The organism is Blastomonas sp. 34TW, from assembly GCF_059803595.1.
Window position 1 is genome coordinate 133,965 of record NZ_JAPFGW010000011.1, and the last position, 26,339, is coordinate 160,303.

Consider the following 26,339-nt stretch of genomic DNA (forward strand, 5'->3'; position numbering starts at 1 on the left):
ATCGCCCTTCCGATTAACATCGAGGAATTGACAAAGCGGTAACGGGCCCGGAATTTCGGCTGCAACGACACGAAGGGGAGGACGATTTGACCGATTTTGACAGCTGGCGCGCGCGCTCGCCTTTTTACGACGACAGCCATGAGGCGCTGGCGCAATCGGTCCGCCGCTTCGTCGCGCGCGAGATCGCGCCGTATATCGACCAGTGGGAGGCCGAAGGCGAGCTGCCGCGCGAGCTGCACCGCAAGGCAGCCGAGGCTGGCATATTGGGGCTGCGCTATCCCGAACAATATGGCGGCCATTCCGAAGGTTTCGACATCTTCCATGGCCTGACCCAGACCGAGGAGCTGGCGGCGGTTGGCGCGGGCGGGCTTTCTGCCTCGCTGATGACGCACGGCATCGGCCTGCCGCCGGTGCTGGCTTTGGGCAGCGAGGCGCTGAAGCAGCGCGTTGCTCCGCCGGTACTGGCAGGCGAAAAGATCATCGCGCTCGGCATTACCGAGCCTTCGGGCGGCTCGGATGTCGCGAACCTCAAGACCCGCGCCGAGCGCGTGGGCGACCATTATGTCGTCAATGGCTCCAAGATGTTCATCACCTCCGGCATGCGCGCCGACTGGCTGACCTGCGCGGTGCGCACCGGGGGTGCGGGCGCAGGCGGCATCTCGCTGCTGCTGATCGAGATGGATGCACCCGGTGTCACCCGCACCCGGCTCGACAAGATGGGCTGGCGCTGCTCGGACACCGCCGCCATCTATTTCGAGGATGTGCGCGTGCCGGCGGAGAACCTGATCGGGCCCGAGAATGGCGGGTTCATCGGCATCATGCGCAATTTCAACAGCGAGCGGCTCGGCATGGCGATGGGCTGCTGCGCCTATGCGCGGGTGTGCCTGAAGGAAGCGGCGGAATGGGCACAGAGCCGCGAGACCTTCGGCAAGGCACTGGTCAAGCATCAGTCGATCCGCATCAAGCTCGCCGATATGGCGCGCCGCATCGCCGCGACGCAGGCCTGGGTCGATCAATGTGCCTGGGCGGTCGAAAACGGGCGCGACCAGCCGGCGGATTTCGCGATGCTCAAGGTGCAGGCGACGCAGATGCTCGAAATCGTCGCGCGCGAGGCCGCGCAGATCCTGGGCGGGGCAAGCTATATCACCGGATCGAAGGTGGAGCGCATCTATCGCGAGGTCCGCGTCAACGCGATCGGCGGCGGATCGGAGGAGATCATGCTCGATCTGGCGGGGCGGCAGCTGTTCGGCGGGAAATGAACGAAAACGGAGGCAGTTTTTCCTGAAACCTCCGCAATCGAGCGGGTTGCGCTGGCTCCGCGCGGAACTTCATGGCCTGCTCGCTCCAATTTTGGGGCGGCAGTTCATGGATGGGATGGGCAGGGTCAGGCAGTTCGGCAAGATGGTCCGATCGGGCCTTGCCTTGCTATGGCGAAAATTTGTCGCGCTGTTCGCATGGGCACGCGAGGAAGCCTTTATCTCGCGCATCTATTATGAATCGATGCGCGACAATTTCGAAGGCTATGCCTGGGACAGCAACACCGCAAAGCAGAAAAAGACAAATGCGAACAAGGCGAAGCTGCTCAAGGCGCTCAAGCTGGAATTCGCCGCGCTCGATCCGCTGAAAGGTAACCGTGCGACGCTGGGCCAGCTGTTCAAGATCGAGCTCGCGCTGATCTGGGTGGTTCCAGAAGAAGCCTTGCGGGCACGGTTCTGGACGATCGAGGACCGATTCAACCGCGTCGTGCCGACCAGCGTGGCACGCTCGTATCGAAGCAGCTTCCAAACAGGACCGCAGGACAAGGTCCCCGAGAAGGTCCTGCGCCAGCGCGCTCGCAATCTGCTAGACGTCATTCACGCCAATTATCTCATCAACCTGGCGCGCGAGAAATCGATCAAGCGGATGATGGTGATCCTGTTTCTGGCTGCGGCCGGCATTGCCACGCTGGTCTATACCCAGGTCGCAACCACCAACGAGTTGGCAAAGCAGGGCCTGCTGGTGATTATGGCCGCAGGGATGGCAGGTGGCATGATTTCGATCGTGCAGCGCCTGCAAAAGGCCACCTCGCGCGATGCGACCGTCGATGACGGCATATTCGAGCTGATCGGCCTCAGGGTCGGATGGCTCAGCGTGCTCATGTCGATCGGCATTGGCGGGGTCTTCGCGCTGTTCCTCTATGTGCTTTCGGCGGCGCATCTGCTGGAAATTGTGCTGCCGGCCTTCAAGGAAACGCTCGGCGGCGGCATCAACGGGGCGATTGATCCCGCCAAAGCGGATGCGGTTGCAAAGGCAGCCGCCGATACCTCTGCAGCGGCGGCTGCCCCGCCGACTGCGCCAGTTGGTGGCAATGGGGCCTCACCCGATCAGAACGCCGGATGGCGCAAGCGCTGCGACATAGAGTTGTGCAACAGCTGGCTGGCCCAAGTCACTGCCGCGCTCGGCTTCAAGGATATCGGTCAGTATTACAAGATGGTCGCGCTGGCTTTTGTCGCGGGCTTTGCCGAGCGGTTCGTGCCCGACATCATCAACAAGCTGACCAAGGAACCACCGCTTTCCTGGGGTGGTTCGAGCGGCGGGTCGAGACCATCCTGAGCGCTCCCTATGACCCAGCGCACTGCGCGTAGGACTCCCTGAAACTACAGGATGATGCTATCAGGCGACTCGCCTGCATGTCCTTGTTTTACCGGGAGCCTGCCATGCCCTTGCCCGCGCGTCGTTCCGCCGTGTTCAGCCTGTCCGCCGCCGCGATCGCGGTCCTGGTCGCCAGTCCCGTCAGCAGCCAGCAGGCAGCCAGCCCCATCGCGCGGTACGACATGGATGTCGGCACCGTCACGGGCCTTGCCGCCATGGGCAGCGGCATGGGCGCAGGGCTTTCGATGATGTTTGGCGGCGGCGGCAACAAGCAGGCGCACGAGCTCGTCCTGCGGCTCGGATCGTCGAGAGCCCCCGCCGCCGGAGCGCCCAAGGCCGACCATTTCATGCCCGCCGTCGCCAAGCTCGGCGCATCGGTTCCGCTGGTCAGCCCCAAGCCCGGCACCCGCACCGACATGCCCGAAGAGCTGCCCAGGGATTTCCAGCGCCCCAAGGGTCGGTTGCTGATCTATTGGGGGTGCGGCGCCAAGGCAGGTCCCGGCCAGCCGGTGGTGATCGATTTCGCTAAGCTGACCGCAGGCCAGGTGCCTCCCGATCTGTTTGCAGGCGCGATGCCGGTCGATCGCAGCGTCACCGTCGACAACAGCAAGACCTATGGCGAATGGCCCAATGCCGAGACACGCAAGCTGCTCTCGTCCGACAGCTCGCTGCTCGGCGAGCACCGCGTCGCGGGCAATTATTCGCCCGAAATCAAGTTCGCGCTGGCGCAGGACTTCATGCCCGCGATTACCGGCAAATCCTCGCCGCTGGCGGGCGGCGCGACGCAGATCAGCTGGAATACCGTCGCCAGCGCCACCGGCTATTATGCCTGGGTGATGACCGCCAAGACCAACAGCAAGGGCGAGTTCCAGGACATGGTCTGGTGGTCGTCCTCGGCCTCGCGCCAGTTCGGCGGAGCACTGTGGGACTGGATCGCACCTGCCCAGGTGGCGAAGCTGATCCAGCAGCAGGTCGTCATGCCGCCGTCGCAGACCAGCTGCACCGTGCCTGCCGAGGTGACCGCAGCGGGCGGCGAGTTCGCGCTCGGCAACCTCTATGCCTATGGCCCGGAAGCGAATTTCGCCTATCCGCCGCGTCCGGCCAATGCCAAGACGCCATGGAAGCCCGAATGGACCGCGCGCGTGCGCTATCGCTCCAACTCGATGTGGCTGCTCAACGGCCCCGACATGGACGCGATGATGCGCGGCGGCGACAGCAGCGAAGCCGAACCGCCCAAGAAGAAGAAAAAGTGCAAGGGTGGCCTTGGCGGCCTGCTCGGCGCAGTGGTCACCGGTGAGGGCTGCTGACCCGGCTTGGAGCACGCCCATGTTCCTGCTATGTTCCCAGCGCGACCTCGAGTCGGAACAAAGGGGATGAAGCCATGAGCGAGTTGATATTCTACACCAACCCCATGTCGCGCGGGCAGATCGCCCGCTGGATGCTGGAAGAGGTGGGCGCGCCGTACGAGCAGCGCATCGTGCAATACGGGCCCGAGATGAAGGGGCCGGATTACCGGGCGATCAACCCGATGGGCAAGGTTCCCGCGATTGTCCACGATGGCAAGATCGTGACCGAATGCGCCGCGATCTGCGCCTATCTGGCCGAGGCCTTTCCCGAGGCCGGGCTGGCGCCGACGGCCGAGGAGCGCGCGGATTATTATCGCTGGATGTTCTTCGGCGCCGGACCGCTCGAACAGGCGATCATCAACCATGCGATGAAATGGGAGAGTCCCGAGGACAAGCAGGCGATGCTCGGCTATGGCAGCTACGAGCTTGCCGTCGAGACTCTCGTCGGGTGGCTGGCAGATCGCGACTATGTCTGCGGCGACCGGTTTACCGCAGCCGATGTCTATGTCGGCGCGCAGGTCGATTGGGGCCAGGCGTTCGGGACGCTTCCCCCTCATCCGGTATTCGCCGCCTATGCCGAACGGTTGCGCGCGCGCCCGGCCTATCAGCGGGGCAAGGCGATCGACAACGAACTGATCGCCAGGGCCAAGGCCGAAGCCGAAGCCGAAGGAGTCAGCGCATGACCCGGCAGGAAGGCGGATGCCATTGCGGCGCGGTGCGCTTTGCCGTCGACGCCCCGGGCGAGCAGGACGAACCTGCGCGCACCGCGCTGTGCCACTGCACCGATTGCCGCCGCTGCGCCGGAGCGCCTGCGGTCGGCTGGACCGCGGTGGCGAGCACGACCTTTCACCTGCTGAAGGGCACGCCGTCGGTCTATCATTCGTCCGAGCACGCCGAACGCAGCTTCTGCCCGGTCTGCGGGACGGGGCTGTTCTATGTCAACGAGGCGGTGCTGCCCGGTCTGGTCGATATCCAGACCGCGACCTTCGACGATCCCGATGCCTTTCCCGCCATGGCGCATATCCAGACCGCCGACCGCATCGGCTGGATGAAGAACGCGCACGACCTTCCCGAATTCGAGCGGTTTCCGGAAGGGTAGCGGTCATCAAAATCCTCCCACAGCTCGCTGGGGGAGGGGGACCGCCCGCGCAGCGGGGGGTGGAGGGGCAGCGGGTGCGCGCGTACAACGAGCCGCTATGCCATCCCGCTTCCCCTCCACCCCCGACCTCTGGTCGGCGGTCCCCCTCCCCGAGACGAGCTCGGGGAGGATTTTGGTTTACCCCGTCGGACCGAACACCTTGGGTGCGTCGGTGCCCGCCTTGCGGTCCTTGTCGCTCGACGTGATCGCCTCGAGGATCTGCGGGTTGCGGAAATCGCCATTGGCATAATCGCGCGCGGACTGGCCTGCGATCGTGTCCTGCTTGTCGGGATTGGCACCGTTCTTGAGCAGCAGGCGAACCATGGCGAGGTCGCGCAGCTGCACCGCGCGGATCAGCGCGGTCTCGCCCGAATTGTTGGTGGCATCGACCTGGGCCTTGCGGCCGAGCAGCGTTTCGGCACCGTCGACGAAGCGCAGATTGGTTGCCAGCATCAGCGGCGTCACCCCGTTCTTGTCGCGCGCATTGGGGTTCGCCCCGCGCTGCAGCAGAAACCCCATCCAGGTCAGGTCGCGCCGCGCGGTGACGATGTGCAGCGCGGTCTCGCCGCTGGTAATGTCCTTGGTGTTGACGATGGTGCTGCCCGGCTCGTTGAGCATCTGCGTCGCCTTGTCACCATCACGCTCGCGCACGGCCTTCAAGAAATTGTAGCTGTCCGAAAACTGGGCCTGGGCAGCAACGGGGAAGAGCAGCGCAAAGGCCAGAATTGCCGACCACAGGCGCGAAAAACGGTTCATTCGGGGTGTCACAGGGTCCATGATCCTTGATATGCTGGCATCGGGAACGCGGCCAGTGGAGCTGCCGACCGCAATGCCCCCTTGAAAGCGCCTGCATAGCAGAGCAGAGACGAACCTGTCATGAACAAATCCCTCTTTCCCGCCCTCGCCGCCGCGCTCGCCCTGGCGCTTCCGCTGTCCCTGACCGCGTGCGACAGCACCGCTACCAAGCCCGAAGCCCCGCTCGATGGCGCGAAGATCGGCGGACCGTTCACGCTGACCGATCAGGACGGCAAGACGGTGAAGGACAGCGATTTTGCGGGCAAATATCGCATCCTCTATTTCGGCTACAGCTATTGCCCGGATGTCTGCCCGGTCGACCTGCAGAAGATCGCCGCCGGTTTCGCGAAGTTCGAAAAGGCCCAGCCCGAGCGTGCGAAGGCGATCCAGCCGATCTTCATCACCATCGATCCCGAGCGCGATACGCCTGCGGTGCTCAAGCAATATGTCAGCGCCTTCCACCCGCGCCTGATCGGCCTCACCGGCACGCCTGAACAGATCAAGGCGGTCGCCGACGCCTATCTCGTCATGTACAAGGCGCAAAAGCCCGCCGGACCCGATCCCAAGGCCTATCTGGTCGATCACAGCCGTCAGGCCTATCTGATGGGCAAGCAGGGCGAACCGATCGCGCTGCTGCCCTATGACGAAAGCCCGGAAGCGATCGCTGCCGAAATCGACAAATGGACCAGCTGACCCCCTTCTGGGAAAGGCCACTGGCGAGCCTCGATCGCGCGCAATGGGAGGCCTTGTGCGACGGTTGCGGCAAATGCTGCCTGCACAAGGTTGAGGATGAGGATACGGGGCATATCTACCCCACCAATGTCGCCTGCCGCCTGCTCGACACGCGCACCGCGCGCTGTTCCGACTATCGCCATCGGCGCGCGCTGGTGCCCGATTGCCTGCGGCTGACCCAGGGCAATGTCGGCTCGATCGCCTGGCTACCCTCGACCTGCGCCTATCGCCTGCGCGCCGACGGCCTGCCGCTGCCCGACTGGCACCATCTGCGCACCGGCAGCGCTGCCGCGATGCACGCCGGCGGGCATTCGGTGATCGGCCGGGTGATTTCGGAGGTGCATGCAGGTCCCATCGAAAACCATATCATCGAGAGCGAATTGTGATCGGACCGATCACCCTCACCCTTCAGGCGCTTCGCGCCTCCCTCCCTCTCCCATCGGGAGAGGGAAGGGGCCCGCGCCGCCAGGCGTGGGAAGGGTGAGGGCGATCCGCCTATGCCCATAGCCCGCCTTCTCCTGCGAAAGCCCGCCGCGCCGCAAGCACCGCAACGCCTGACCATCAACGGCCGCGACTATGCGCTGGTCGTTCGCCGTCACCCCCGCGCGCGCGCCATCCGGCTGCGCACCGATCCGGCCAGGGGCGCACTGCTGCTGACGCTGCCTCGCCACGCCCGGCTCGGCGAGGGCATCGCCTTTGCCCGCACCCAGGCCGACTGGATCGAGGCGAGCTTTGCGCGCGCCGGCACCAGCACGCCGATCGAGCCCGGCGCGGTCATCCCCTATCGCGGGCAGCCACACAGGATCGATTGGGACGCCGCGCATGGCCGCACGGTCATCGCTTCCGACGGCACCATCCACGTCGGTGGTGCGCGCGAGACGCTCGAACCGCGCCTCACCCGCTGGCTCAAGGCCGAAGCCAAGCGCCTGTGCACCGCCGATCTCGCCGATTACTGCGCCCGCGCGGGCATCGCGACGCCATCGCTCGCGCTCAGCAGCGCCGCGCGCCGCTGGGGCAGCTGCTCGGCGAACGGCACCATCCGCATCAACTGGCGGCTGATCCTTGCGCCGGACATGGTCCGCCGCTCGGTCGTCGCGCACGAGGTCGCGCACCTCAAGCATATGAACCACAGCCCGGATTTCTACGCCTGGCTCGACCACCTGTTCGAAGGCGACCGCAAGTCCGCCGACCGCTGGCTGAAGGCGCATGGGCGCAGTCTTTATCTGGTAGGCGGGGGTTGAGGCTGCGACTTCTCGCGACCATCGGCGCACAGGTCCCTCGACGTCGCTCGGGAACTCGGAACGTTGGCAGGGTGCCTTGCCCCCGTCCGTTTGTCCCGAGCGAAGTCGAGGGACGCCATGGACAACCGCTACAAATTCCGTTCCACATCCTGGGCACCGTGCAGAACCCGAACGACGACGATCCTCTCGGCCTCGCTGTGGAAATAGATCATGTGCGATGCCATCCTGCATTTCAGCAATCCGGGACGAACATCGACCGGCCTGCCTGATCTATCGTCCCGCGCCAATGCCTCGCACAGCTCGCGGATATCATCGGTGTACCGATCCGCCTGATCTTCGCCCCAACGGTCTGCGCTATAGTCCCAAATGGCCTCGATATCGGCTTCCGCAGCAGGCAGGAAGACGAGCGATCTCACCGCGCGGCGCGCTCCGCCCGCTTGCGCGCCTTCAGAGACTCGAAGTCGATCGGGCGCGGCTCGCCGGATTGCTCTCCCTCGATCAGCGCCTCCTGCAAGGCACGCACCTTGGCCTCATGCTCTTCGAGCAATCGCAAACCGGCGCGGACCACGTCGCTGGCCGAGCCATAGCGACCGGTCCGAACCTGCTCGGCGATGAAGCCGGAGAAATGATCTCCGATCGTCACGGAGGTGTTGCGTGCCATGTTCAGCCTCGTGGTGGTACAGGGCTGCCACGATATACCAAAAAGTATTACACCACAATCACACCGTCATCGACGTGCCCCGGTAAATCCGCGCCCTGTACCGCGAATCCTGCGCATCGGGCAGCGGGGCGCCGACCAGCAGGACCGCGCGGGCGAAGCGCTTGAGCTCTTCCTGGTGCTCCACCGCGTTGCGCGGTTCTTCCGAACGCACCCGCCGCGTCAGGTTGATCTGGTTGGTCGGAACATCATGCACCAGCCGCTCGTTTTCCACCGCCAGTGTCGCGGTGAACGCGTGCAGCGTCGTCTTGACGAAATTGGCGAGCGCGAACGCCGGGCCGCTCTGGCCGAAGGGCACGTCGGGCGAGACCAGCACCAGCTGGCAACCGTCATAGAGCGAGGCCTTGCGCGAGACGCGGAAATGCTGGGTCAGGTTCTCCTCGCACAGCGTGCGGAATTCCTCTGGCTCGAGCATCGCGCCGTCCTCGAACAGCCGGTCGGGCAGGCCCGCCATCGGGGTCGAGACGACCGTGGTGGGGCGGCCGAAATCGGTGAGCGCCTGGTCCATCGCGCTTTCGACATCGCCGCCGCACACGCGCACGGTGACCTTGTCGGCGATCTCCTGGTCGAGCAGGGCGAGCACGCTCGCGCCGCCGGCCTCGCTGCGGGTGAGCAGCACCAGCTTTGCCACGCCCAGCCCGCCGATCAGATGGTTGGCGGTCTCGGCGATATAATCGGCGAGATGCTCGCCGATCACCCACACGGTCTTGCCCTTCATCTGCTCGAGCCGCTCCTGCTTCGGGCTGCCGAACATCTCGCGCTCGGTGTACGAGCGTTCGACGCTGAGCCCGCCCGAGGGCATGAAGGTCTCGCCGCTCACCGCGCGATCGGCAAGGTAGAAGACCGTCGCCTGCGCGACCTCGCTTTCCTTGGGCATTGCGCCCAGATGCAGCTGCGACAGTACGCCGCGCCCCACCTTGTCCGCCTCCTTGCCGATGCGCTCTTGCGGCAGGTACGGCATGTCGTCGGGCGGCAATGCCAGCAGCCAGCCGGTGCGGCCTTCGGCGCTCGCGCTGCGCTGCTGCCATTCGTCATGCGCGAGCAGATAGCCCGCAGAAGCGAGCCGCATCAGCAGACGGCCGGCAATATCGGGGGTGAGCAGATAGCGGTCCCAGGTGCAGATGCCGTCGCCCTCGCGCGCGAGTTCGAGGCAGAGCAGCCGCAGCGGATCGGGGGTCGAGCGGTCGTGGCTCAGATAGCCGGTATCGTTGCGCGCCAGACGACCAAGCACATGCGGTACCTCCGCGCCTTCGCGGATCGATTCGATCACCGCCGCATAGATCGCGTTCAGCCGCTTGTTCTCGAGGATCAGCCGCGCACGGCGCAGGAACAGGCCGGGCTTGCCGCCGGTGCCCGAGAGGCGATCACCATCGACCGGGCCGGGCGCGATCGCGTTGACCTGGATTTCGGGGCCTAGAAAGCGCGAGAAGCTTTCCACCATCGCGCGCTGGCCCGCCTTGGACACGGCATAGTCGGCACGGTTGGGATAGGCGACGGCGAGGAATTTCTCGCCGCCGAAATAGCTCGACACGTTGAGGATATAGCCCGAACCCTGCCGCTTCATGATCGGCACGACATAGTGCATCAGCAGATAGTTGCTGATCAGGTTCGCGTCCAACGTCCAGCGCCACATGTCGAGGCTCATGTCGATGACCATGTCCTCCGCGCCTGCGACGCCGGCATTGTTGATCAGGTAATCGATCCGCCCGAACTCGGCCATGGTCGCATCCGCCGCGCGGCGCAGCGAATCGAAATCGCTGACATCGACATCGGCCATGATCTTGACCCGGCGCTCGACGCCTGAGAAACCCACATCCTGCAGTTCGCCGACGATCCGTTCGCGCGCGGCCTCGAGCTCGCTGGCGCGGCGCGCGACCATCATCACCTTGGCGCCCGCAAGCGCGAGCAGCCGCGCGACCTGGCCGCCAATCCCCGCCGATCCGCCGGTGATCATCGCCACCTTGCCCAGATGCAGCCCGGTGATGTTCTCGGCAAAGCCCAGCATCGCCCGGCGGGCACCGGTCTCCTCGCCAATATTGGCGGGGAGATAGAGCGAGGTTTCGGTGATCTTCTGTTCCTTGAAGACGATCCGCGTCGCATGGCCCGCGGCAAAGCGCGTGTTCTCGTCCTCCTCGTTCGTGTAGCGCACGATCTGGTTGCCCCAGGCGGCGCGCTTCTGGCGGCCCTGCGCCAGATCGACGCGCGATTCATCGCGCCAGATGGTGATGAGCTGCGCGATCGCGGCGGTGAGGATGCGGCCCGCCTTGTTGCCCTTGCCGTCGCTGGGGCCGGACATGAACACGAAGCGCGGGTCCTGCATCAGATCGGTTCGGCCCTTCCAGTAGCGGCGCAGCGTGCGCGCGATGGCGATGGTGCCGGTGAGCTCGATATCGATCAGCGCATCGACCTCGGCATCGCTGGCCTCGACCAGCGAATTGCCGAAATGGCCGGCGGGCTTGACCGGCAGCACGATCGCGCTGTGGATCGCGCCATGCGCGTCCGAATAGGCGCGTATCGCCGCCTCCATGCCCTCGGGCTCGGCGCGGTTGAAGCGCATGATGGTAAGGCCTTCCTCTGCCCCCTGCGCCTTTACCCGTGCCTCGGCCTGCGCAACATCGACCTGGCGGGTCATGCCCAGCAGCACGCGCGCACCGCATGCCGCCTGGATCTTCGCCATTTCGAGCGCGTCTTCCCACGCCTCGCCCGCCGCGATCAGCACGGTGAGGCCCGCTCCGTCCAATGAGCGCATCGACGGGCGCGTCATATAGGTCGAGCGCGAATCCTTGCGCACCTGCATGCCGTGGGTCACGTCGATCTCGTTGCCGTTGAGCGCCGCCGATTCATCGCTGGCGAGGAACAGGCAGGCATCGGCAATATCGCCGGGCACGGGCAGCGTCTTTTGCTTCGCCGCGTCGCCGACCGCGCGTTCGAGCGTCATGCGGCCCATGAAATGGTTCGCGGTGGTGTTTTCCGGCTCGCCCTGCAGTGCGTCCATCGCGGCGAAGACGGTGCGGATGCGCTCGCTCTCGATTGGGCCGGGGAACACGGTGTTGACGCGGATGCCGGACGCGCCGAGCTCCTTGGCCAGCTCCTGGCTCAGCGCATTCAAGGCCGCCTTGGGCACGACATAGGCGGTACGGCCATAATAGCGGGTGTGCGAGAAGATGGTCGAGATGTTCACCACCGATCCGCCGACCGGCATGATCGGGGCTGCAGCGCGGGTGAGGTTCCAGCTGACGCCCAGCAAGTTGCGCATCGCATCGGCGACGGTTTCGGTATCACCGTTCGCGGTCATCTCCTCGCGGGTCAGCGGGACGTTCTCGAGCGTCTGGCGTGGGCCGGCAGAGCCCGCATTGTTGACCAGAACGTCGATCCGGCCGAGCGCCGCCTTGACCTGATCGATCCCGGCGCGCACCGAGTCCGGATCGGCCCCGTCGAGGACCACGGTAAAGACGCGCGCTTCGTCGACCCGGGTCTCGTCGAGCAGCGCCTGTTTCGCCGCTGCCAGCCGCTCTTCGGTGCGCCCGGTCATCACCAAAGTCGCGCCCTCGGCGATGAAGCGGCGGATGATCGCGCCGCCCAGATTGCCCGCAGCCCCGGTGACCAGGGCCACCTTGCCCGCGAGCCTGCCCGTCGCCGCCTTGCCGCCAGCGGGATCGACCTTCGCGCCCCTGCCCTTGCCTGCCGTCATGTCTTTATCTCCTGAAACGCCCGATCAGGGCGATTGGCTGGGGTCAATCCCTGGGGAGGGTGGATGTGCTGGCCCAATATTCGAGCAGTTCGTCGCGGCTGCGCAGGCCCATCGCGGGCAGCGCGTGGTTGACGACATAGGTCGCCCCGGTGTGCCGGTTGTCCCACATCGCCTGATGCGCCTCCGGCAGGCCGTCCCAGTCGACGACCAAAGGCTCGGTGACCGAGAGCAGTCCGCCCGCGATCATGGCGTTCATCACCGTCACCTCGTGCGCGTTGCACAGATGCGTGCCGAAGATATTGGCCGTCGGCATGATGATGCGGCGCTGCCGGGTCCAGACCTGCGGCGCGTAGAAGGTGTAGCGGCGGCCCGCCATCTCCTCGGCATAGACCACGCGTCCGCCAAAGGGTTTCACCAGCGAGGTCGAGACGCCGAGCGAATCCTGGCCGGCACGCTCGATCACCAGATCGGGCACGCCGCGCGGATTGCCGGGCGATCCCAGGATCTTGCCGATCGCCGTACCGAACGGCTTCATCGTGTGCTGCTGATAGCGGCGCACACCCTCCTTGAACCGCTCGATATCAGCGCGGGCATCGGGCAGGCGCGGCAGGCTGTCGGGCCAGACGAATTCGGCATCACGGCGCTTCAGCCCTTCCAGGCTGATGATCCCCTCGACCGATTCCTCGAGCCCCAGCGACTGCAGGAATTCGCGCTGCCCGTCGGTGGTGGTGACGATGACGGTGCGCGCCTTGTACAGCCGCGCCGCCTCGATCATCTCCAGCCCCAGCGGATCGGCGAGATCGCGGCTGCCGGGACCGTAATAGAGCAGCACCGATTCCCCACCACGCAGTTGTGCGCGCGCCAGCATGTCCGAAGGCGCGGCGCTGCCAGGCTTGCCCATGAAGCTGAAATGATAGCCCGAGGACGCGCCGTAAAAGGCAAGCGTGCCATGCTCCTCCAGCAGCTGGAAGCTGCGCGGAAAGGCGCTTTCGCCCGCATGGCTGACGACGAAATCGGCGAGCCTGCCGCCGTTCATCCGGCGATATTCCTCGAGGATGCCCTCGCCCTCGCGCTCCCAGGCCTTTGCGGCCTCGGGATCGTCCGGAACGGCAGTGAAGGCCCCGGCAAAGCGCGGATCCTTGCGGTTGATCGCCCCGACCGCGCCCTGTTCCTTGACGAACGCGGCGCGGCTCTCGCTCGAGACCATGCCGGTCGCCTTGAGCCCCGACTTGATGCTCGATTTTAGCGCATCGAGCCCGGTGCCGGTGGCCGATCCCTCGACGAAGATCGTCCTGCCCGGCACGATCTGCAGCGTGGTGAACAGGCAGCGGGTGATGGTGCCCAGGTTCAGCACATAGCTGCCCGCCTGTTCGAGCGTCAGGTCGGGCGGCACGCGGTGGAGCTGCGGCCCCTGCACGTTGAGGAACTGCGCATGGCTGCCGGTCTTGGTCTCATAGCCCTGGATGGCGAAGCCTGCGAACATCGGGTCGTCGCCTGCTTGGGGTGACAACAGGTCCGAGGTGCCCGAATAGACGACCACCATGTCGCCGACGCGCAAGCGGCCTTCGGCCTTCACCTCGCTGCCCAATGAGGCGACCAGCGCCAGCCCGCCCGATCCGGTGATCTGGACGTCCTCGTCATGCGCGTCGAAGGGGGAGACGGGAATGCCGGTGAGCGCCCAGATATCGTTGAAATTGACCTCGCTGGTCAGCATGTAGACCAGAGCCTCGTTCGGCTCGGGCGCGACCACGGGCACGATATGCTCGCGCTCATGGCTCGCCGGAGGCCCGAAGCGCGGTGCGCCGGTATCAGGGTCGCGGCTGATGCCGAAGGCGAGCTGTTTCGGCGGAATCGCGGTGACGCCCGGATAGAAGGGCGCACCGACGGCAAGCAGCTGTCCGCTCGCGATCATCGCCGCCTTGTTGCCCTCATGCTCGTCGTCGATCCACACGCCGTTGCGGCGGACGGGGAGCGGCGGCGACTGCTTGTCCATGAACTGGCGGATGCCGGTCTTGCCGCCTTCGGGATCGATGATCGCTTCGGCGAAATGCTCGCCCTCGCGTTTCAGCCCCGCGACCATGCCCTCGGTCCAGCCGGTGCGCACCGCATCGAGCGCGCGTCTTCCCGCCTCGCCCCGGCCTGCCCAATCGAGCTGTTTCATGATGCGTTGCAGAAAGGCGTCCTCGAGCACCGCGTCGAGATCGATATGCGCGGCATGGGCCCAGCGCTTGGTCATCGCCTTGCGGTCGGCAAAGGCCTTGCCCAGCGGGCTTTCCGCCCCGTGCCGGGCATATTCGCGCACCATCGCATGCGCCATGCTCAGCACATCGTCGCTGCCATCGGCAATCTGCTCGATCGCGCCCAGCTCCAGCGCTTCCTGCGCCCCGATCGCGCGCCCGCCGAGGATCAGGTCGAGCGCATCGCGCAGGCCTTCGGCAGCGCGGCGTTCGGCGAGCAGGCGCGGCAGGCGCTGCGTACCGCCATAGCCGGGCAGCAGCCTGAGGTTGATCTCCGGCTGGCCGAAGCGCGCCACCGGCTCTGCGATGCGATAATGGCAGGCGAGCGCGAACTCCATGCCGCCGCCCAAAGCCACGCCCTGGATCGCCGCGATGCACGGCTTGCCCATGTTCTCGATTCTAGCGAAGGCCAGCTGCGCGTTGTTGGGCAGCACACCCGCCTCTTCGACGCTGTTCACCTCTTCGAGCATCTGGCGGATATCCGCGCCGGCAACGAACGAGGCGGTGCCCTGGCCTGTAAATACCACCGCGATCACATCGTCCTTGCGCGCGAGATGCTCGACCACGATCACCAGCTCGTCGATCGCGCGTTCGTTGAGCGCATTGACCGGCGGATTGGTCACGGTGACCGTCGCGACCCGGCGCCCATCGCCCAGATCGTTGTACTGGATGAGGAAATAGCGATAGCGCTCGAACAGCGCCTGATCCTCGGCGAGCTGCTGCTTGCGCTGCCAGGCAGCGACGGCGGATTTGAGCGCGTCGATGCTCTCGGGATTGCGCAGCGTCGAGGTGTCGCCGATATCGCCGCCCTCGACGATCGCGCGCACCATGCGGCGCATGTACTTGCCCGATCGGGTTTCGGGAAATTCTGCGACCTCGAGAAAATCCTGCGGCACCGCGACCGCGCCCTTTTCGGTGCGAACGAGGTCGGTCAGGCGGCGGCGATCGTCCTGGGTCAGCCTGCGTCCGGCGATGGTGGTGACGAACGCGATCGGCGTCGCCCCCTTTTCGCGATGCGGTGCGCCGACGACCAGCACGTTGCCCACCGGAGAGCCTGGATCGAGCGTCTTGTCGCGCAGGATCGCGCCCTCGATCTCCTCGGTGCCGATGCGATGGCCCGAAACGTTGATGACATCGTCCGACCGGCCATGGAGCGAGAACGACCCGTCCTCGTGCCGGATCGCGAAATCGCCCTGGGTATACGCCCAGGTGCCCTTCCACCGGCCCCAATAGGTGGATGCGTAACGGACGGCATCCCCGCGCCAGAGCGGGTTGACGCGGATGCCGCCCGACGCCGGTTCCAGCGTGAACTGGTCGGTATCGCCCCAGATGGTCCGGGTGAGATAGGGATAGGGCAACGCGATGACGATTTCGCCCTTCTCGCCGTTCTTCGCGCGCCGCCAGGGCACGCCGCCCGGCTCCTCGCGCTCCAGCCCGAATTCGAGCGGCGGCGCGTCGGGGTCTTCGACCCAGACATCGCCGACGATCCAGGGCAGCGGATAGGTGTGCGCGTCGGGGCGCAGCGGGAAATCGCTATTGCCGTAGAAATGCGTCCAGGCGATGCCGCCATGTTCGGTCGCCCAATAGCTGTTGATATACCAGGGCGTGACATGCTCCATCGCGAAGGCCTGGACCGCAGGCGAGGTCGGCTCTGCGCAGAAGGTCGCGACCTTGAGCGAGGACATGTCGTAGGCCTGGATGTCCTTGAGATTCTCCGGGTCCTGCATCACGCTTTTCAGGAAGGTGACGCCGGCCTTGAAGATCTGCACCTTGTGCCGCTCGATGATCGAGGCGAAGCGGCCGGCATGCGGGAAGACGGGCGACCCTTCGGTGATGATCGTCGTCACCCGGCACAGCAAGGACCCTGCGATCAGATAGCTCTGCCCGGTGATCCAGCCCGGATCGGCGACGACGAACATGACATCGCCGGGCGCGGCGTCGAACGCCACCGGCATGGTCGCCGCAACACCCGCGCAATAGCCGCCATGCACGTGCACGACGCCCTTGGGCTTGCCGGTCGAACCCGAGGTGTAGATGATGAAATTGGGATATTCGGCATCGACCGGCAGCGGGCGCGACACCGCCCAGATGGCGGCCACGAAATCGGCATCGGGCAGCGCGAGCAATGCGGCCTCATCGGCGACATCGAGCCCGAGCGCGCGCGCAGCCTCGAGGATCTGCTCGCCCGCCTGGGCGGTCAGGTCATGGCTCCAGTGATCGCGGTGCGCGTTCCACACCAGATCGGGCTGCGCGGTATGGCGCACCACCACCACCGCCTCGACGCGCGGCGGCGAATCGACCAGGGCAGACGCGATCGCCATGCGCAGGTTCGCCGCCTGCGCGGCATTGAGCGCCGAGCCCTGGGCGAGATCGTCGAGCGCCCGGCCGACACCGCGCATCACGTCCGAGCGTTCGACCGTGACCTCGCCGTCGAGCAGTTCCATCACCGCGCCGGTAATCGCACCGCGCACCTTGTCATCGGCCTCGTTCGCCGGATCGGCCAGCGCGCCGGCGAGCAGCGCCATCGCGGTGCCGACGCCGATGAAATTGTCGAGCGCCGGATCGGTATAGCTCGTCTTGAACGGCACCATCTGCGCGTTGCGATAGCTGCCATCGGCGGTGATGACGATTCGCGCGCCTGCATCGGCGATGCGATCGGACAGGGTCTTGTCGCTGAACCCGCCGAATACCGGCGTGTAGATGATGCCTGCGCGCTTGGCGCCCTCGGTCCAGTAGATCTGCGCCGGGATCGAGGGCATGTTGAGCGCGATGCGATCGCCCGCCTTGAGGCCCAATGCGGCCAGCGCCAGCGAACATTTCGCAGCTTCGAGCATCAGCGCCTTGCGGCTGACCGGGTAGCAATCGACCGGGCCGCCGCGGCCGTTGTCCGACGACATGTTCCAGCGGTCGCCCTCGAAGATCAGCGCGGTCTCCGCACCGTGCCCGGCGAGCACGTGCCGGTCGACCTCGTTAAAGCCGCTATTGGTGAAGGCGCCCTCGAACCAGCGCCAGTTGGGAGGGTTGTCGGCATTGAGCCCGCGTTCCCAGGGGGTGTAGTCGGCGGGCAGGTCGAGACTGCACGGTTCGCCGGTCGCTGCATCCCATCCGGTCCAAGCACCGGCGTCGCGGTCAAAAAAACCCCAGGCCTGCTCATCAGGCAGATACCAGCAGATCGACGATCGCGCCTGATCGCCATGAAAGCCGCCCGGATCGGCGATGCACGCGTTGCGCATGGCGGTCCAGCTGGCCGAATCGGTCAGAGGATTGGCGCGCGGCGGAACGGCAGGTGATGCCACCATCTGGGGGGCGGTCAGAGGACGGGCCTGGACAGGCAGGTGGAATGGGGGAACGACATGAGTTCGCAGCTCTCCTGCCGTCCCGGTCTATCGCGATTCCCAAATCGCAAATGCCGGATGCGGCGAACGAAACAAATGTCTCCCGCCCTTCGGATAACACAATGTTTCGTGGAGCGGTAGCGCTGATTACCCCGCGCGCCGATCAGCGCTGGTGCCAGCGCCCTACCGCGCGCGACACCGCCTGCATCAGCTGCATGCGCGCCGGGATGCTTGCCGTGGTCTCGGCGAGCATGACCGCTACGGCATAGCGGGTTCCATCGGGCGCGGTCATGATGCCGACATCGTTATAGCCGGTCGAAACCGGGGGCAGATCCTGCCCGGTGCCGGTCTTGTGCAGGAACTGCCAGCCCGCAGGAACCCCCGCTTTCAGCCGGTTTGGGCCGCTGCGTGTACGGCCAAGCGTTTCGAGCATCAGCCGGGTGGAGCTCTGCGAGAGCAATTCGCCGCGTGCCAGCCGCGCGAGCGCATCGACAATGCCTTCGGGGCTCGCCCCGTCGATCGGATCGGCAACATAGGCCGACAGAAGATTGCGCCGCCGGTCGAGCGGGACGCGCTCGCGCGCCGCCTGGAAGGCACGCCCGGCCGAGAGTTCCTGCCGCCATTCGACCCCCGCGATCGAGCTCTGCAGCAGGCGCTCGCCGGGTCCGAAGCGGATATTGGCAAGGCCCTTGCGGCGCAGGAAATCCTGCACCGCGCCGGGGCCCCCGGCGGTGCGCAGCAGCGCATCGTTGGCGCTGTTGTCGCTCGCGGTGAGCGCCTCGTTGATCAGCGAGCGCACCGTTTCGCGCACCACACCCTCGCGCGACACGCGCGCGGCGAGCGGCTGGTGGAACAGCGTCAGGTCATTGGCGGTGATCGTGACTTCCTGATCGAGCGATACCTCGCCGCGATCGACCTTTTCGAGCACGGTCATCGTCACCCAGAGCTTCGAGACGCTCTGCTGCGGGAACAGCTCGCCGCCGCGCTGGCCGATCACCCAGTCGCCATCGATGCGGCGCACCGCGATGCCGGTCTTGCCGGGAAAGGTCCGCCACAGTTCCTGCAGCTCGTCGCGCAGCCCCTGCGGCACGACATTGGCCGCACGCGGCGCGAGCGGCGGCGGCACCGCCTGAACGCGCGCAGGCGCAGGCGGCGCGGGGCGCGGCTGCGCGACCTGTTTCGGCGTCGATACGCATGCCGACAAGGCAGCGGTGGCGAGGATCAGGACCAGCGGACGGGCGACCATGCAGGGCTTTCTAGCAGCATCTTCGGGTTTGGCGACCATGCGGACTGACAGATGTATCCGCGCTGAAGCGGTCTAGCCACGGGTTCCGCATGCCGGGCCGCTTTTGCGGCGAACCCGGCGCTGGGCGCGATGAGCAGTGCCAATCCCCGCGCAATGGGGAGATGTCGGCGCTCTCGCCTCTCCTTGGATAGGAGAGGCAGCGAAACTTGCCAGCTTGCTGGCTGGTCGCAGCGATGAGGGTGGTGGCGCGGCCAGGTGCCAAGTCGCAAGGACCGCACCATCCGGCCCGGTCACCCCCACCCAGCCCCCCATCAAGGGCGAGGGCATTGGGGTCAGGGAACCAGCACGGTATCTTCTGCGACCGGCAGCAGGCCGGGATAGTCGCTGTTATAGTGCAGCCCCCGGCTTTCCTTCCGTTCGAGCGCGGAGCGGACGATCAGGTCTGCGACCTCGATCAGGTTGCGCAACTCGACCAGGTCGGGGGTGACGCGGAAATTGCCGTAATATTCCTCGACCTCGCTGCGCAGCAGCTCGATCCGGTGCCGCGCGCGCTCGAGCCGCTTGGTGGTGCGGACGATGCCGACATAATCCCACATGAAGCGGCGGATCTCGCGCCAGTTGTGCTGGACGACGACCTCCTCGTCCGAATCGGTGACGCGGCTTTCGTCCCAGGGCAGGATCTGAGGTGCCGGGCCGAGCTCGTCCCAATGTTCGATAATGTCCTTCGCCGCCGCATCGCCGAAGACGAAACATTCGAGCAGGCTGTTGGACGCAAGCCGGTTCGCGCCGTGCAGCCCCGACTGGCTGACCTCGCCCGCCGCATAGAGTCCCGGCAGGTCGGTGCGGCCGTTGAGATCGATCAGCACGCCGCCGCAGGTATAATGCTGTGCGGGCACCACCGGGATCGGATCGCGGGTGATGTCGATGCCGAGGCCCAGCAGCTTGTCGTAGATCGTCGGGAAATGGCCCCGCACGAATTCGGGCGGCTGATGGCTGATGTCGAGATGCACGTAATCGAGCCCCAGCCGCTTGATCTCGTGGTCGATCGCACGCGCGACGACATCGCGCGGGGCGAGTTCCAGCCGCTCGTCGAAATCGCCCATGAAGCGATAGCCGGTCTCGGGGATCAGCAGATGCCCGCCTTCGCCGCGCACGGCTTCGGTGATCAGGAAGTTCTTGACGTCGAGATTGTACAGGCAGGTCGGGTGGAACTGCATGAATTCCATGTTCGAGACGCGCGCGCCCGCGCGCCATGCCATGGCGATGCCGTCGCCGGTCGCGCCCCTCGGCGCGGTCGAGAACAAATAGGTGCGCCCCGCCCCGCCGCTCGCCAGCAGCGTCGCACGCGCGGTCAGCGCCTCGACATGGCCAGTGGCGCGGTTGAGCGCATAGGCGCCCCAGATGCGCCGGTCACCCGCAGGCGAGACGCGGTGCCGGTCGGCGATCAGGTCGATCGCGACCATGTCGGGCAGCAATGTGATGTTCGGGTTGGCAAGCGCCGCGCGTTCGAGCGCCTGCTGTACCGCCCAGCCGGTGGCATCGTCGACATGCACGATGCGCCTATGGCTGTGCCCGCCCTCACGCGTGAGGTGCAGGTCGTCGGCATGGTCGCCGCTGCCGCCGTTGCGGTTGAACGGTACGCCGAGATCGACCAGATGCTGGATCGCTGCCGGAGCGTTCTCGACCACGAATTCGACCGTCTCGCGCCGGTTGAGCCCGGCGCCCGCGACCATCGTGTCCTCGATATGGCTTTCGAACGTGTCGCCCTCTTCGAGCACCGCCGCGATGCCGCCCTGCGCCCAGGCGGTCGATCCGCCCGAAATGTCGCCCTTGGCGAGCACCAGCACCCGGCAATGCCGCGCGAGGCTCAGCGCCGCGGTCAGCCCCGCCGCGCCCGATCCGATAATCAGGACATCGTGATCCTTGCCCCCCGCCATGGCCTAGGCCGCCGCCTTGGTGAGGTTGAGGAACACGTCCTCGAGATCGGGCTCGCGGGTCGAGACGTCGACTATATCATATCCGGCGGCGCGCACGCGGGTCATCACCTGGCCGGCGTTGAGCCGGTCCTTGCTGTAACCGATCTCGATCACCCGGTCGGTAATCCTGCTGACCTTGTCGAAATCCGGATCGGTCGGCAGCTCTGCCACATCCTGGTCGAGGGTCAGCACGATCAGCTTCTCGCGCGCCATTCCGACCAGCTCGGCCGTCGGCTTGTTTGCAATCAATTTGCCGTGGTTGATGATCGCGATGCGATCGCACAATTCCTCGGCTTCCTCGAGATAGTGCGTGGTCAGCACGATGGTGACCCCGGCGCGGTTCAATTCGCGCACATAGTCCCAGAGCTGCTGGCGCAGATCGATATCGACGCCCGCGGTCGGCTCGTCGAGCACCAGGATCGGCGGCGAATGCACCATGGCTTTTGCAACGAGCAGCCGCCGCTTCATCCCGCCGGAGAGCGTGCGGGCATAGGCATTGGCCTTGTCCTCCAGCCTTACCGCGCGCAGCAGCTCGGCGGTGCGCCGCTCCGCCTTGGGCACGCCGAACAATCCGGCCTGCAGCTCGAGCGCCTCGGCGGGGGTGAAAAAGGGATCGAACACGATTTCCTGCGGCACGATGCCGATCGAGGCCTTGGCGTTGCGCGGATCGGCATCGATGTCGAAGCCCCAGATGCGCGCCGACCCGGAGGTCTTGCGGACCATGCCCGACAATATGTTGATCAGCGTCGATTTGCCCGCGCCATTGGGGCCGAGCAGGCCGAAAATCTGCCCGCGCGGAACATCGAAGCTGACGCCGTCGAGCGCCAGCTTGTCGGGGGCCTTGCCTGCACCCGCATAGAGCTTGCGCAGATTGTCGATCGATATGGCAGCTTCCGTCACGAAAAGCGGATTAGCCGCACGGGCAACCGAGCGCAAAGGGAAAGGTGCACCTGCCCGTGATGTGTGCAGGTGCAGCACAAATGCTGCCTAAATTTTATGCACCGCTTCGCATGTGCACAAATTTTGAGCGCGCCTGCCTGTCACGCGGTTAGCGATTCATTAGGAAACGCCCGATTCCAGCATTTGGCACGTGGCTTGCGTAGCTTTGCTGCGGTGACGGGGCCAACCCCGCAATAAAATAACCAATGGGGGCGTAATGAAATTCATCATTGCCATTATCAAACCCTTCCGGCTCGACGAGGTGCGCGAAGCCCTCACCAGCCTGGGCGTCGCGGGCATGACCGTGACCGAAGTCAAGGGCTTCGGCCGCCAGAAGGGCCAGACCGAAATTTATCGCGGTGCCGAATATACCACCAACATGGTCCCCAAGCTGAAGCTGGAGATCGCGGTCAGCGACGATATCGCGCCGCAGGTGGTCGAAACCATTCAGGCAGCCGCCAACACGGATTCCATCGGTGACGGCAAGATCTTCGTTTTCGACCTGGCGGCAGCGACGCGCATCCGCACCGGCGAGACCGGCGACACGGCACTGTAAGGGGAAAGGGGAATGATGAAACCTTTGCACAAGATTGGCGCTGTGGTCGGAACGACAGCGCTTAGCGTATTCACCGCAGCCCAGGCCTGGGCTGCGACCACCGCCCCGGCTGCAGAAGTGGTCGAAGAGGCCGTCACGGCGGTTGCCGAAGGTCCGATCAAGGCTCCGACCGCCGAGCAGATGGCGGGCATGGTCGACAAGGGCGACACCACCTGGATGCTCGTTTCCGCCGTGCTGGTGCTGATGATGTCGATCCCCGGCCTCGCCCTCTTCTATGGCGGCCTGGTGCGTACCAAGAACATGCTTTCGGTGCTGATGCAGGTGCTGACCATCGTGTCAGTCGCCGCACTCGTCTGGGTGAGCTGGGGCTATTCCCTCGCCTTCACCAGCGGATCGCCCTATATCGGCGGCCTGTCCAAGGCCTTCCTGGCGGGGGTCGACGGCACCACCTTCGCCGCCACCTTCTCGAACAACGTCTATATTCCCGAGCTCGCCTTCGTGGTGTTCCAGATGACCTTCGCCTGCATTACGCCGGCGCTGATCGTCGGGGCCTTTGCCGAGCGCGTGAAGTTCACCCCGCTGATCATCTTCACGGTGCTGTGGCTGACGCTCGCCTATTTCCCGGTCGCGCACATGGTGTGGTACTGGGCTGGACCGGACTTCCTGCCGGATGCGCCGACCGATACCGGGCTGCTCTGGGGCATGGGTGCGCTCGACTTTGCCGGTGGCACGGTGGTGCACATCAACGCCGGTATCGCAGGGCTCGTCGGCTGCCTCGTGATCGGCAAGCGCCTGGGCTACAAGACCGAAGCCATGCCGCCGCACTCGCTGGTGATGACCATGATCGGTGCCTCGCTGCTGTGGGTGGGCTGGTTCGGCTTCAACGCCGGCTCCAACCTGGAAGCCAATGGCGTGACCGCCGTCGCCTTCATCAACACCTTCGTCGCCACCGCCGCCGCCACCGTCGCCTGGGCCGTGATCGAACAGATCGTCCACAAGAAGCCCTCGCTGCTGGGGGCTGCCACCGGCGCGGTTGCAGGGCTCGTCGCGATCACCCCTGCTTCGGGTCTGGCCGCACCGATGACCTCGATCCTGCTCGGCTTTGCCGCCTCGATCGTCTGCTTCTTCTTCGTCACCACGGTGAAGAACAAGCTCGGCTATGACGACTCGCTCGACGTGTTCGGCGTTCACTGCGTCGGCGGCATCATCGGTGCGATCGGCACCGGCATCGTCGCCGACCCCGCACTCGGTGGCCAGGGCTTTTTCGACTACACCGTCTTCCCGGCGGGCGTTGGCGAATATGACATGGCTGCGCAGGTCATTACCCAGATCAAGGCGGTGGGCATCACCATCATCTGGTCGGGTCTGGTCTCCGCCGTGCTCTTCTACGCACTCAAGTTCACCATCGGTCTGCGTCCCTCCGAAGAGGTCGAACAGGCCGGGCTCGACATCTCCGAACACGGAGAGCGCGCCTATAACTACTGATTTCACGAGCTTGGTCTGCGGCGGGACCAGCTAGCACCCGCCGCAGACCTCCAGAGGTTCCTCCTGCGAACTGACAACTCAAGGCCGGGATGGCGACATCCCGGCCGTTTTTTTGCGTTCGTCGCCATGGCCTTGCCGATGGCTCGCGGCGCCTTATCGGTTTCAGATCGAAACCCTATTGACAAAGCTGTCAGCAAGGTGAGACCTTCCGTCCGACAGACCGCGAGAAAGCGGCACCTGCCGGGACGTCGCAAACCCCGGTCCCGGACGACATTGCACCGGACCCTGACGGGCCGGGTTGCATCGAAGGAGAGAGCCATGGCCACCGTTTTGAAAGAACCCGCCGCCGCGCTGAATTACGACATGAGCGATGCCAGCTGGTATGTCGAAGACCGCTGGCAGGAGCCCTTCCGCCAGATGCGCGAACTCGATCCGATCCACTGGACCGAAAACGGCATGTTCGGCAATTTCTGGAACGTCACCAGCCACAAGGCGATCCAGCATGTCGAGGCGCTGCCCGAGATTTTTTCCTCGTCCTACGAATATGGCGGCATCACGCTGGCCGACCGGATCGACGACGGCACCGAACTGGTGATGCCGATGTTCATCGCGATGGACCGGCCCAAGCATACCGGCCAGCGCCGCACCGTCGCGCCGGCCTTCACGCCCACCGAGATGAAGCGCATGTCGGACGATATCCGCCGCCGCACCGCCGAAATTCTCGACGGCCTGCCCTGGGACCAGCCGTTCGACTGGGTCGACAAGGTCTCGATCGAGCTCACCACGCAGATGCTCGCGATCCTGTTCGACTTCCCGTGGGAGGACCGCCGCAAGCTCACCGAATGGTCCGACTGGGCGGGCGATATCGAGCTGGTCCATAGCGAGGAGCTGCGCCAGGAGCGGCTCAAACACCTTTACGAGATGGGCGCCTATTTCAAGAAGCTGTGGGATGCCAAGATCAACGCCGAGCCCACGCCCGACCTGATCTCGATGATGATCCATTCGGACGCGATGAGCGAGATGGACGAGTTCGAGTTCATGGGGAACCTCATCCTGCTGATCGTCGGCGGCAACGACACGACGCGCAACTCGATGTCGGGGCTGGTCTACGGTCTGCAGCAATTCCCCGACCAGCGCGAGAAGCTCGAGCAGAACCCCGAGCTGATCCCCAATGCGGTGCAGGAAATCATCCGCTGGCAGACCCCGCTCGCGCATATGCGCCGCACCGCGCTCGAGGATTACGACCTGTTCGGCAAAACCATCAAGAAGGGCGACAAGCTCGCCTTGTGGTACATCTCGGGCAATCGCGACGAGAGCGTGTTCGAAGATGCCGACAAGATCATCGTCGACCGCGAGAATGCGCGGCGGCACCTTGCGTTCGGCTATGGCATCCACCGCTGCGTCGGCGCGCGCCTCGCCGAGCTGCAGATCGCCATCCTGCTCGAGGAAATGGCCAAGCGCCGGATGCGGGTGAACGTGCTCGAGGAGCCGGTGCGCGTGCGCGCATGCTTCGTGCACGGCTATCGCTCGATGCAGGTGTCTTTAAGCAAATATTGAAGCCGCGTTGGCGGCGCGCGCGTAACTATGGCATCCTGACCGGCGTAACGGGCCGGACGATGACACGGGGACGTGACGATGCAACGACGCGAATTTCTGAACGCCGGACTGCTCGGGGCCGCCGGCCTCGGGCTGTTCGGTCTTGCGAACTTCTCCTTCGGCGCTGCCACCGCGCGCGCCAAGGGCAAGTTCGAGATCACGAAGACCGATGCGCAGTGGAAGCAGCAGCTGACGGCGGATCAATATTATGTGCTGCGCCAGGAAGGGACTGAACGGCCCTTCACCAGCCCGCTCAACAAGGAAAAGCGCGCCGGTACCTTCCTGTGCGCCGGATGCCAGCTGCCACTGTTCTCGTCGAAGACCAAATATGAAAGCGGCACCGGCTGGCCGAGCTTCTACGCGCCGTTGCCCAGGGCGGTGGGCACCAGCACCGACCGCCTACTCGGCTATCCGCGCACCGAAGTGCACTGCAGGCGGTGCGGCGGGCATCTCGGCCATGTGTTCGAGGACGGGCCCAAGCCCACGGGCCTGCGCTATTGCATGAACGGCGATGCAATGCTGTTCCGGGCGGGTGCGGCTTGAAGCCATCATGCTCTCTCCCCTTCAGGGGAGAGACGCGGAGCCTTATCAGCTTGCGGCCTAGGGTCAGGACCTATTAACCGCTTGCGCGCGGCGTGAACGGTTGATTCAATATGGCAGGAGGTAGCTGCCATGGC

The 26,339-nt window shown here is 65.3% G+C and carries 20 protein-coding genes; 12 read left to right on the forward strand and 8 right to left on the reverse strand.

The features are described 5' to 3' along the window. Nucleotides 1-86: 86 nt before the first annotated feature. The 5 genes from OPU69_RS14905 to OPU69_RS14925 all read left to right on the forward strand — a co-directional run bounded on the left by OPU69_RS14905 (nucleotide 87) and on the right by OPU69_RS14925 (nucleotide 5,076). The gene (locus OPU69_RS14905; protein WP_498512070.1) at nucleotides 87-1,259 is read left to right on the forward strand and encodes an acyl-CoA dehydrogenase family protein; all 1,173 of its coding nucleotides are present in this window, start codon (nucleotides 87-89) and stop codon (nucleotides 1,257-1,259) included. Nucleotides 1,260-1,374: 115 nt separating this feature from the next. Then, entirely contained in the window at nucleotides 1,375-2,592 is a 1,218-nt protein-coding gene (locus tag OPU69_RS14910; protein WP_498512072.1) for a hypothetical protein, read from the forward strand. 104 nt (nucleotides 2,593-2,696) lie between these two features. Next, entirely contained in the window at nucleotides 2,697-3,938 is a 1,242-nt protein-coding gene (locus OPU69_RS14915) for a hypothetical protein (protein ID WP_060980308.1), read from the forward strand. A gap of 74 nt (nucleotides 3,939-4,012) precedes the next feature. After that, nucleotides 4,013-4,660 carry a glutathione S-transferase family protein gene (locus tag OPU69_RS14920; RefSeq protein WP_498512074.1) on the forward strand — a complete coding sequence of 216 codons (648 nt, stop codon included), beginning with the start codon at nucleotides 4,013-4,015 and terminating at the stop codon, nucleotides 4,658-4,660. Beyond that, complete coding sequence (locus OPU69_RS14925; RefSeq protein ID WP_060980306.1) at nucleotides 4,657-5,076, forward strand: GFA family protein; 420 nt, start codon at nucleotides 4,657-4,659, stop codon at nucleotides 5,074-5,076. Before OPU69_RS14920 ends, OPU69_RS14925 begins: the two co-directional genes overlap by 4 nt. Before the next feature lie 177 nt (nucleotides 5,077-5,253). On the opposite strand, the gene OPU69_RS14930 is transcribed toward OPU69_RS14925, so the two are convergent. After that, on the reverse strand, nucleotides 5,254-5,871 hold the full coding sequence (locus OPU69_RS14930; protein ID WP_498512076.1) for an ankyrin repeat domain-containing protein: 618 nt from the start codon (nucleotides 5,869-5,871) through the stop codon (nucleotides 5,254-5,256). Nucleotides 5,872-5,991: 120 nt separating this feature from the next. Here OPU69_RS14930 and OPU69_RS14935 point away from each other — a divergent pair, with 120 nt between their 5' ends. The 3 genes from OPU69_RS14935 (at nucleotide 5,992) to OPU69_RS14945 (ending at nucleotide 7,883) form a co-directional block, all read left to right on the forward strand. Then, on the forward strand, nucleotides 5,992-6,603 hold the full coding sequence (locus tag OPU69_RS14935) for an SCO family protein (RefSeq protein ID WP_498512078.1): 612 nt from the start codon (nucleotides 5,992-5,994) through the stop codon (nucleotides 6,601-6,603). Next, a complete protein-coding gene (locus OPU69_RS14940; RefSeq protein ID WP_060979619.1) occupies nucleotides 6,591-7,028 on the forward strand; it encodes a YcgN family cysteine cluster protein in 438 nt (145 codons plus the stop codon). Before OPU69_RS14935 ends, OPU69_RS14940 begins: the two co-directional genes overlap by 13 nt. Before the next feature lie 111 nt (nucleotides 7,029-7,139). After that, nucleotides 7,140-7,883, forward strand: coding sequence for a M48 family metallopeptidase (locus OPU69_RS14945; protein ID WP_498512081.1), 744 nt, complete (start codon nucleotides 7,140-7,142; stop codon nucleotides 7,881-7,883). Between the two features lie 128 nt (nucleotides 7,884-8,011). Here OPU69_RS14945 and OPU69_RS14950 read toward each other — a convergent pair whose 3' ends face one another. The 7 genes from OPU69_RS14950 to OPU69_RS14980 form a co-directional block, all read right to left on the reverse strand. Next, nucleotides 8,012-8,299 carry a type II toxin-antitoxin system RelE/ParE family toxin gene (locus OPU69_RS14950; RefSeq protein WP_498512083.1) on the reverse strand — a complete coding sequence of 96 codons (288 nt, stop codon included), beginning with the start codon at nucleotides 8,297-8,299 and terminating at the stop codon, nucleotides 8,012-8,014. Continuing rightward, complete coding sequence (locus OPU69_RS14955) at nucleotides 8,296-8,544, reverse strand: type II toxin-antitoxin system ParD family antitoxin (protein WP_060979616.1); 249 nt, start codon at nucleotides 8,542-8,544, stop codon at nucleotides 8,296-8,298. The genes OPU69_RS14950 and OPU69_RS14955 overlap by 4 nt, the downstream gene beginning before the upstream one ends. 58 nt (nucleotides 8,545-8,602) lie before the next feature. Then, nucleotides 8,603-12,292 carry an SDR family oxidoreductase gene (locus OPU69_RS14960; protein WP_498512086.1) on the reverse strand — a complete coding sequence of 1,230 codons (3,690 nt, stop codon included), beginning with the start codon at nucleotides 12,290-12,292 and terminating at the stop codon, nucleotides 8,603-8,605. 43 nt (nucleotides 12,293-12,335) lie between these two features. Next, entirely contained in the window at nucleotides 12,336-17,828 is a 5,493-nt protein-coding gene (locus OPU69_RS14965; protein ID WP_498512088.1) for an AMP-binding protein, read from the reverse strand. Between the two features lie 199 nt (nucleotides 17,829-18,027). After that, on the reverse strand, nucleotides 18,028-19,110 hold the full coding sequence (locus OPU69_RS14970) for a serine hydrolase (RefSeq protein ID WP_060979622.1): 1,083 nt from the start codon (nucleotides 19,108-19,110) through the stop codon (nucleotides 18,028-18,030). Between the two features lie 332 nt (nucleotides 19,111-19,442). Further along, nucleotides 19,443-21,047 carry an L-aspartate oxidase gene (gene nadB, locus OPU69_RS14975; RefSeq protein WP_498512090.1) on the reverse strand — a complete coding sequence of 535 codons (1,605 nt, stop codon included), beginning with the start codon at nucleotides 21,045-21,047 and terminating at the stop codon, nucleotides 19,443-19,445. A gap of 3 nt (nucleotides 21,048-21,050) precedes the next feature. Beyond that, nucleotides 21,051-21,986, reverse strand: a complete 936-nt coding sequence (locus tag OPU69_RS14980; RefSeq protein WP_060979351.1) for an ABC transporter ATP-binding protein — start codon at nucleotides 21,984-21,986, stop codon at nucleotides 21,051-21,053. A 256-nt stretch (nucleotides 21,987-22,242) separates the two neighbouring features. Between OPU69_RS14980 and OPU69_RS14985 the strand changes: the two genes are divergently transcribed. The 4 genes from OPU69_RS14985 to msrB all read left to right on the forward strand — a co-directional run bounded on the left by OPU69_RS14985 (nucleotide 22,243) and on the right by msrB (nucleotide 26,205). Then, a complete protein-coding gene (locus OPU69_RS14985; protein ID WP_023839107.1) occupies nucleotides 22,243-22,581 on the forward strand; it encodes a P-II family nitrogen regulator in 339 nt (112 codons plus the stop codon). A gap of 15 nt (nucleotides 22,582-22,596) precedes the next feature. Continuing rightward, nucleotides 22,597-24,066, forward strand: coding sequence for an ammonium transporter (locus OPU69_RS14990; RefSeq protein WP_081096891.1), 1,470 nt, complete (start codon nucleotides 22,597-22,599; stop codon nucleotides 24,064-24,066). Between the two features lie 318 nt (nucleotides 24,067-24,384). Then, the gene (locus OPU69_RS14995; protein WP_498512093.1) at nucleotides 24,385-25,623 is read left to right on the forward strand and encodes a cytochrome P450; all 1,239 of its coding nucleotides are present in this window, start codon (nucleotides 24,385-24,387) and stop codon (nucleotides 25,621-25,623) included. A 78-nt stretch (nucleotides 25,624-25,701) separates the two neighbouring features. Beyond that, the gene (msrB, locus tag OPU69_RS15000) at nucleotides 25,702-26,205 is read left to right on the forward strand and encodes a peptide-methionine (R)-S-oxide reductase MsrB (protein WP_060979353.1); all 504 of its coding nucleotides are present in this window, start codon (nucleotides 25,702-25,704) and stop codon (nucleotides 26,203-26,205) included. Nucleotides 26,206-26,339 lie beyond the last annotated feature (134 nt).

Bases quoted from the DNA above. Each gene is read 5' to 3' on its own strand.
- OPU69_RS14910 (WP_498512072.1), top strand. From the start codon at position 1,375: ATGGGCAGGGTCAGGCAGTTCGGCAAGATGGTCCGATCGGGCCTTGCC.
- OPU69_RS14915 (WP_060980308.1), top strand. From the start codon at position 2,697: ATGCCCTTGCCCGCGCGTCGTTCCGCCGTGTTCAGCCTGTCCGCCGCC.
- OPU69_RS14920 (WP_498512074.1), top strand. From the start codon at position 4,013: ATGAGCGAGTTGATATTCTACACCAACCCCATGTCGCGCGGGCAGATC.
- OPU69_RS14925 (WP_060980306.1), top strand. From the start codon at position 4,657: ATGACCCGGCAGGAAGGCGGATGCCATTGCGGCGCGGTGCGCTTTGCC.
- OPU69_RS14930 (WP_498512076.1), bottom strand. From the start codon at position 5,871: ATGAACCGTTTTTCGCGCCTGTGGTCGGCAATTCTGGCCTTTGCGCTG.
- OPU69_RS14935 (WP_498512078.1), top strand. From the start codon at position 5,992: ATGAACAAATCCCTCTTTCCCGCCCTCGCCGCCGCGCTCGCCCTGGCG.
- OPU69_RS14940 (WP_060979619.1), top strand. From the start codon at position 6,591: ATGGACCAGCTGACCCCCTTCTGGGAAAGGCCACTGGCGAGCCTCGAT.
- OPU69_RS14945 (WP_498512081.1), top strand. From the start codon at position 7,140: ATGCCCATAGCCCGCCTTCTCCTGCGAAAGCCCGCCGCGCCGCAAGCA.
- OPU69_RS14955 (WP_060979616.1), bottom strand. From the start codon at position 8,544: ATGGCACGCAACACCTCCGTGACGATCGGAGATCATTTCTCCGGCTTC.
- OPU69_RS14960 (WP_498512086.1), bottom strand. From the start codon at position 12,292: ATGACGGCAGGCAAGGGCAGGGGCGCGAAGGTCGATCCCGCTGGCGGC.
- OPU69_RS14965 (WP_498512088.1), bottom strand. From the start codon at position 17,828: ATGGTGGCATCACCTGCCGTTCCGCCGCGCGCCAATCCTCTGACCGAT.
- OPU69_RS14970 (WP_060979622.1), bottom strand. From the start codon at position 19,110: ATGGTCGCCCGTCCGCTGGTCCTGATCCTCGCCACCGCTGCCTTGTCG.
- nadB (WP_498512090.1), bottom strand. From the start codon at position 21,047: ATGGCGGGGGGCAAGGATCACGATGTCCTGATTATCGGATCGGGCGCG.
- OPU69_RS14985 (WP_023839107.1), top strand. From the start codon at position 22,243: ATGAAATTCATCATTGCCATTATCAAACCCTTCCGGCTCGACGAGGTG.
- OPU69_RS14990 (WP_081096891.1), top strand. From the start codon at position 22,597: ATGAAACCTTTGCACAAGATTGGCGCTGTGGTCGGAACGACAGCGCTT.
- OPU69_RS14995 (WP_498512093.1), top strand. From the start codon at position 24,385: ATGGCCACCGTTTTGAAAGAACCCGCCGCCGCGCTGAATTACGACATG.
- msrB (WP_060979353.1), top strand. From the start codon at position 25,702: ATGCAACGACGCGAATTTCTGAACGCCGGACTGCTCGGGGCCGCCGGC.